Genomic DNA, 7,249 nt, shown 5'->3' with positions numbered 1-7,249 from the left:
TTATCTTCTCTTACTCCACCCACTATCAGTCCGACTACATTGTAATGATCCTGTTTCAATACAGCAATCGCAGAGATAAATGTCTCTAGATCTTTTAACTGCGTGATCCGACCAACTGATGTAACTATAAACTTACCACTAAGTGCATACTCTTCCCTAAAGTCATCTATAAATGCAGCATCTAACTTTTTAGGATTAAACTTTTCCAGATCAATTCCTCTGGGTATCACCGTGATCTTTTCATCAGCTGTTTGATAGTGCTCTTGAATATACGTTTTGATAGCACCACTCACACAGATCACTCTGTCACCTTTTGTCATCACAGCACTATAAGGGCTCACGCTGTTAAATCCATGTACAGTCGTGACAAAAGGGATATAAAGCTTTTTATTTGCCAAGTATGCAAGCCAAGCGGGAACGCGACTTCTTGCATGAAGGATGTCGGGTTTTAATTCTCTTAACATTTTCCGTAACTGTATCATACGAAAAGGAACAGTAAAAGGGTTTTTGGAACATACATTAAAAGTGATATGTCTTCCTCCATCTTTTTCTATCTCTTCTTCCAGTTTCCCCCCTGCACTGATAACAATACTTTCATGTCCAAGCTTTACAAGCTCACGGCTCAATTCCATAGTACCACGCTCTACCCCACCTTCATTGAGCTCAGGCAATAACTGTACTATTTTCATGCGTTCACCTCTTTGAGGTATGCTTTAAAATCTATTTTGTTATTTTTATTTTTGATATTCCCGTTAAAAATATGCAGATACCCTTCTTTTTCCAAAGTATCTATAAACCGAGTAAATTTATTTTCTTCTTTACGCTCTAAAGGCAATACAATTACATTGGACTTACCATAGGAGATAGCTTCAGATATCATCGAAGTACTATCCCCTGTGATAAATACAGTCTCACAGAGTTCAAGAAAATCAGGGATAGGGTTGATAGGGTTTTTAGAGAAAATTACCTCATAATCAAACTCGTATGACGCTACTAGAAGTTCTATCTCTTCACTGGTTCTCGGAGAAGTAGTGATAGCGACCTCATACCCTTCATAATACCGTTTGATAAAATCTAACTGTTCTTGAAGTTTTTCTTTGGATAGAGTAAACAGTTTATTATCTCCACCAATAACGATACCTATAGACTTCTTCTGTGCTTGGTAGATACCTTTAGGTTCCACATAAGAAAAATTTGCAGGTATTTTTATGATATTCTCTTTTGAGGGTGGGTTATCATGACTTTGTGCAAAGATGATATCAAAATCATAACGATAGCCTTGAGGTAACATCATAGTTACAGATCTTGCATGCATTTTTTTAGCGAAAACTTTAGTCGCATAAGAAGTTGTTGACCCTGTTCCCACAACCATATCATATTTTTTATCTAGCTGAAGATCAAACAACATGTTTGTATATATACCTATCTTATCCAGTATATAACTGAGTGCTTTATACCATTTATATCTAAACTTAACAGGCCTAACATCATACACAGCGTCTACATATTTTACAAATGCCAAAGACTGATTCAGATGTCCCATACGCTCATCACTGAGTATTAGAACCCTACTCATAGTCTCCACCTGTTATGCATCCAAAACCATTGCGCCGGATATTGTCTAATGGTCTTTTCTATGACTTGATTATATTTCAAGGTCATCGCTTCCAACTTCTTCTCTTTATCTTCAATCTCATCTGCAACGTAATCAATAGGTTCATTGATTATCATTTCATACATCCCGTCACTTTGTCTAGTGACAAAAATAGGCACTACGATCGGATTAAATTTCAATTTCAACATCGCTACTGAAATGGTCGTCTCCGCAGGCATACCAAAGAAGTTCACTTTAACACTATTGAGATGTCCAGATTTTTGATCTATCAGTAACCCTACTGCATCACCTTTTTTAAGTGTTTTTGCCATGGCAAGCATTGCATTGTCTTTTGAAGTTGCACGATTACCGTATTTATTTCTAAAAGGAATAGTGATCTTTTGATCAATGAGTTTATTATTGCCTTCTCGTCCAATCGCAAGCATAGGTAAACCATGTTTAGCTAAAAAGTGTGCTGCAAGTTCCCAGTTAGAGAAATGCGCAGTTATCACGATCACTCCATTGGGGCTATTTTGTGCTATATCATGTAATTTCTTTTGGGCTTGATCATGATTTTTAATGGCTTCATCAATGTTGAACTGTCCCGTAAACATTAGCAGGATCTCAGTAATTGTGATAGAAAGTTCCATATATACTTGCTTAGAAAGCATTACTATCTCTTCAGAAGTTTTTTCAGGAAATGCCATAGTAAGGTTTGCAATAGTAAGGTTACGTCTTTTTTTATCTAAATGATAGACAAGCAGGGTAAGACCTTTCATCATAAGATAGATGAATGATTTAGGTGCTATCTTTGCTAACCACAAAAACAGTTTTACGAAGCTATATTCTATTCTTTCCTTCATCCCCAACCTGACTACTTTTTATACATCATTTTATCTAAATAGACTAAAGAATAAATTCCATAAATATATTGCCTCTTATTTATTTTAATGTTCTTCAAGATATATGAATTATTGCTTGATTTTTAAAATAGAAACAAAAAACAAAAAACAGTACGCTAACAATTCCAATAACTCTTCATAAAATCTTGTTGTCATAAGTTGTAATGAAAATACATTTTTATCCATCATTACACCTAGCACTAACAGTAAAGCCGAAAACATAAGTAATTGACCAGAGGTAGAAAAAAGAAAAGCGACTATTTTCTTTTTTTCAACACTTATATACTTTAAAGTCAATATCAATAGAATGATCCAAAGAGATCCTAAAAGTAAATTCCTCCCTAAACCACTGCCTAAAATAATCAGGAAATAAGGTATATCAAGTTTTTCTACATCCAACTCTCTTAACAAAAAAGTTAACGAAAGAAGAGAGAGCCCAAAACTTGCTAATTTTGCTTCTATCTCTTTACTTATAAAAGCATGATAAGCAAATCCTATCATCGAAAATGCAATAAAAATTGATTGACTTATTTCAAGTATTCCCTCTTCCCCTGTATCAACTTCCGGATATAAATAAAGAACTGCTAAAATAAAAAATATACTTATACCAATACTCATACTCCAAAGTTTGATATCAAAACTTTTTTTAATACTTGCCATTTTTTCACCTTTTGTATAGATCAGTATAGTATACTTTCCATCTTCGATATTGGCACAATCAATACTCCGACTGTAATCTGATCTGCCTTTTCTTGCATACGTTTCAGCAACCTATATATTGAAATAATACAAAATCCATCATCTCATTACTTTACATACAATAAACTACTATTTATATCTCTATCTCTTATTGATATTATAACCCAATACTCCCAAACGAGACCTAAAACATATGCTTTCAATTTAATTTGCTATAATCACGGTAATTATAGTCTATTGAAGGAACAATATCGTGATAGGAATCGTCGATTACAACATGGGAAACCTTGCTTCTGTTATCAATGCTTTTGCAAAAGTTGGAGTAGATGCTACATTAGAGAGTGATCCTTCCAAACTCAACCAATATGATAAACTCATCTTACCTGGTGTAGGGGCATATGGTGACGCCATGGAACACCTTAAAGAAAATGGTATGGATGAAGCAGTCATTGCTTTTGCTGCGTCAGGTAAACCTCTTTTGGGTATCTGTCTGGGTATGCAACTTCTTTTTGAGAGTTCTGAAGAGTTTGGCAAAACACAGGGTTTAGGTCTTATTCCGGGAAAAGTAATCGCTTTTGATGAAAGTAAGTTTGATCATCACCTCAAAGTACCTCACATGGGTTGGAATGAACTGTTTCAACAAAAAGAAACTGCTCTTTTTGATGGACTAGATAAAGACTTCTATCTCTACTTTGTCCACTCATTCCATGCAGTATGTGATGACCAGTATGCTATAGGAAAGACGCACTACGGATACGAGTTTGTATCTGCTGTACAAAACGGAAATATTTACGGTATCCAACCACACCCGGAAAAAAGCCATGAAAATGGTTTAAAGATCATAGAAAATTTTGCAAAACTATAGGAAAAAATAGATGACAATACTACCAGCAATAGACCTCAAAGACGGTAAAGCCGTAAGATTAAGCAAAGGACTCATGGAGTCTGCAAAAATTTATTCAGATGAACCTTGGCAAGTGGCTAAAAGATTTGAAGAACTTGGATCTGAGTGGGTACACCTTGTTGACCTTAACGGTGCCTTCGCAGGTAAACCTGAAAACTTAGAGCAGATCAAACAGATCCGTGAGCACTGTAACCTCAAGCTTGAACTGGGTGGTGGTATCCGTGATGAAGAGACGATCAAAATGTATTTGGAACTTGGAATTGATAGACTCATTTTAGGGTCTATCGCTGTAAAGGATGCTCAGTTTGTAAAAGATATGGCTGCGAAATATCCTATCGTTGTAGGTATTGATGCCATAGACGGTATGGTCGCAGTAGAAGGTTGGGGAGAAGTGAGTGATATGAAAGCCACTGATCTTGCACGGGAATTTGCCAATGCAGGTGTAGAAGCTATTATCTGTACAGATGTAGGACGCGACGGAATGATGACCGGAGTTAATGTAGACTTTACCCTGGAAATTCAAAAAGCTTCAGGTCTTGAAACGATTGCTTCTGGTGGATTAAAAGATATGACAGATATTAATGCGCTAATAGAAGCTGGTATAGATGGCACTATCGTAGGTAAGGCATTTTACGAAGGTACACTTGACCTTGAAGAAGCTTTCCATAGAACAAAGAACGTAAAATGAACAAAGTCCATTTTACTACGCTAACGCTAAGTTTACTTCAGCAGTATGCTCACACAACTTGTTGTGTTTACCAGGATTAAGAAATGAATGATAAATATTATGAACTTACCATTACACTTAATGATGAATTTGTAGATTTCATCGCAGACTTCGTTGCCAATATTTATGGTGAAGGATTGGAACTTGGTACAGGGCAGATCATTGTACGAAGTGAATCTGATTTAACTTTTGTTAAAGATGCCCTTGTATCATTGTCAGGTACTTTAAGTGATGCTATTAAAATGGACTATACTCTAGAAGAGAAAGAAAATGTAGATTGGATAAAGACCTATCAAGACTCTATCCAACCTATAGAAGCTGGAAAGTTTTACATCTTTCCAAGTTGGTATGAGCCTAAAGAAGATTTTATCAATATTAAGATCGACCCTGCCCTTGCATTTGGCTCTGGGCATCATGCCACAACATTTTCATGTTTAGAAGCGATCAGTGAATATGTAGTTTCTGACTCATCTGTTATAGATGTAGGCTGTGGGTCAGGTATCTTGGGTTTGGCTTGTAAGAAGCTGGGTGCACACGTCGAACTTTGTGACACAGACCCTCTCTCTGTTGAAAGTTGTAAAGAAAACTTCGGACTCAACGAAGAAACCTATGACAAACTTTGGGAAGGCTCTATAGATAAAGCGAAAACTACTTATGATGTGGTCATCGCAAATATCATCGCAGATGTACTCAGATTTATAGCAAAAGATTTAAAATCTACCTGTAAAGAAGAAGGTCTATTGATACTTTCAGGTATTTTAGATAAAAAAGAAGACCTAGTAGTGGACTCATTTAAAGAACTCACTCTAGTAAAACGAACACTTAAGGATGAGTGGGTTACACTTGTCTACAAAAAATAATTTATAAAATCGTACATGTACGATGAGCCCACTGCTGAAGTTATCGAAGAGTATAGCTTTAGCAGGGCTAAGTGTCAACGTACTAACTTGGACTTTGTTCAAGTTGCGTCATAATAAAAGTAAAGTGGGTAACACTTGTATATAAGAAGGAAATAAATGGCTAAGCAAGATAAAAACAACCAAGACAATAACAATAATAATTTTTTTAACAACAATCCATTATTGGCATTTGCGATATTTTCTATCGTGATCATCATGATCTTTAAATCATTTGTAGGTGATGGTGATGGTCTTGGTAATATGTTAGACAGTAGTAGCAATGTTACACAAACCAAAACAGTAAAATACTCAGAAATTAAAGCTGAGATAGAAAAAGGAAGCATCACTTCAGTGAAGCTTACGCCTACGACTGTCGAAGCTATTGCAGATGCGGATGGTCGTAAAATACGTTTTGTTGCACAAAATGTTCCTACTTACGACAAAGATCTCATTCCTCTTTTAGAAGAAAAGAACATTAGCTATGAAGGTATCATGGGTGGTGGATTTATCTCTGACCTTTTAGGTTCGCTGCTTCCTATCCTCATATTCTTTGGTATCTGGATCTTCTTAGCCAAAAAGATGTCTAAAGGCATGGGTGGTGGTATATTAGGTGCAGGTAAAGCAGACAAACTCATCAATTCTGAAAAACCAGAGACAAAATTTTCTGATGTACAGGGTGTCGAAGAAGCCAAAGATGAAGTCAAAGAGATCGTTGATTTTCTTAAATTTCCTGAACGATACATGGAACTTGGTGCGAAGATTCCAAAAGGTTTACTTTTAGTGGGACCTCCGGGAACAGGTAAAACACTTCTTGCAAAAGCTGTAGCAGGTGAAGCATCTGTACCTTTCTTCTCAGTCAGTGGTTCTGGATTTATTGAGATGTTTGTGGGTGTAGGTGCAAGTCGTGTACGTGACCTTTTTGCTCAAGCCAAAAAAGAAGCTCCTTCTATTATTTTTATCGATGAAATAGATGCTATCGGTAAAAGTCGTGCTTCAGGTGGACAGATGGGTGGAAATGATGAGAGAGAACAAACACTGAACCAACTCCTTGCAGAGATGGATGGTTTTGGTACAGATACTCCAGTCATTGTACTTGCTGCTACAAACAGACCAGAAATACTTGATGCTGCCCTTCTTAGAGCAGGACGTTTTGACAGACAAGTTCTTGTAGACAAGCCTGATTATGATGGACGTTTGGCTATCTTAAAAGTACACTCTAAAGGAGTAAAACTTGCTTCAACTGTCGACTTGAGGATTGTTGCAAAACAGACTGCCGGATTAGCGGGGGCAGACTTGGCGAACATCATTAACGAAGCAGCACTGCTTGCCGGACGCTTCAACAAAAAAGAGATAGAACAAGAAGATCTTCTAGAGTCTATAGAGCGTTCATTTGTTGGACTTGAAAAGAAAAACCGTAAGATCTCTGAAGTTGAGAAAAAGATCGTTGCCTACCATGAGAGTGGTCATGCACTCATGGCTGAACTTACCAAAGGTGCAACCCGTGTTACAAAAGTATCTATCATC

The 7,249-nt window shown here is 36.7% G+C and carries 8 protein-coding genes; 4 read left to right on the top strand and 4 right to left on the bottom strand.

Features of this window, described 5'->3' with window-relative positions:
• The 4 genes from ABYK33_RS12175 to ABYK33_RS12160 all read right to left on the bottom strand — a co-directional run.
• On the bottom strand, window positions 1-689 hold a 689-nt coding region (locus tag ABYK33_RS12175), incomplete at its 3' end, for a glycosyltransferase (protein ID WP_373033511.1).
• Window positions 686-1,576 carry an ELM1/GtrOC1 family putative glycosyltransferase gene (locus ABYK33_RS12170; RefSeq protein ID WP_373033510.1) on the bottom strand — a complete coding sequence of 297 codons (891 nt, stop codon included), beginning with the start codon at window positions 1,574-1,576 and terminating at the stop codon, window positions 686-688. The genes ABYK33_RS12175 and ABYK33_RS12170, both read right to left, overlap by 4 nt.
• Entirely contained in the window at window positions 1,573-2,457 is an 885-nt protein-coding gene (locus ABYK33_RS12165; RefSeq protein WP_373033509.1) for a lysophospholipid acyltransferase family protein, read from the bottom strand. The genes ABYK33_RS12170 and ABYK33_RS12165 overlap by 4 nt, the downstream gene beginning before the upstream one ends.
• A 108-nt stretch (window positions 2,458-2,565) precedes the next feature.
• A complete protein-coding gene (locus ABYK33_RS12160; protein ID WP_373033508.1) occupies window positions 2,566-3,156 on the bottom strand; it encodes a hypothetical protein in 591 nt (196 codons plus the stop codon).
• A gap of 292 nt (window positions 3,157-3,448) precedes the next feature.
• Here ABYK33_RS12160 and hisH point away from each other — a divergent pair, with 292 nt between their 5' ends.
• The 4 genes from hisH to ABYK33_RS12140 form a co-directional block, all read left to right on the top strand.
• The gene (hisH, locus tag ABYK33_RS12155) at window positions 3,449-4,060 is read left to right on the top strand and encodes an imidazole glycerol phosphate synthase subunit HisH (RefSeq protein WP_373033507.1); all 612 of its coding nucleotides are present in this window, start codon (window positions 3,449-3,451) and stop codon (window positions 4,058-4,060) included.
• 10 nt (window positions 4,061-4,070) lie between these two features.
• Window positions 4,071-4,787 carry a 1-(5-phosphoribosyl)-5-[(5-phosphoribosylamino)methylideneamino]imidazole-4-carboxamide isomerase gene (hisA, locus tag ABYK33_RS12150; protein WP_373033506.1) on the top strand — a complete coding sequence of 239 codons (717 nt, stop codon included), beginning with the start codon at window positions 4,071-4,073 and terminating at the stop codon, window positions 4,785-4,787.
• 83 nt (window positions 4,788-4,870) lie between these two features.
• Window positions 4,871-5,686 carry a 50S ribosomal protein L11 methyltransferase gene (locus ABYK33_RS12145; RefSeq protein ID WP_373033505.1) on the top strand — a complete coding sequence of 272 codons (816 nt, stop codon included), beginning with the start codon at window positions 4,871-4,873 and terminating at the stop codon, window positions 5,684-5,686.
• Between the two features lie 156 nt (window positions 5,687-5,842).
• On the top strand, window positions 5,843-7,249 hold a 1,407-nt coding region (locus ABYK33_RS12140; protein WP_373033504.1), incomplete at its 3' end, for an ATP-dependent metallopeptidase FtsH/Yme1/Tma family protein.

The sequence above is a fragment of the Sulfurovum sp. genome (assembly GCF_041562805.1).
Taxonomy (GTDB): Bacteria; Campylobacterota; Campylobacteria; order Campylobacterales; family Sulfurovaceae; genus Sulfurovum.
This window is presented reverse-complemented; position numbering and strand designations above follow the sequence as displayed.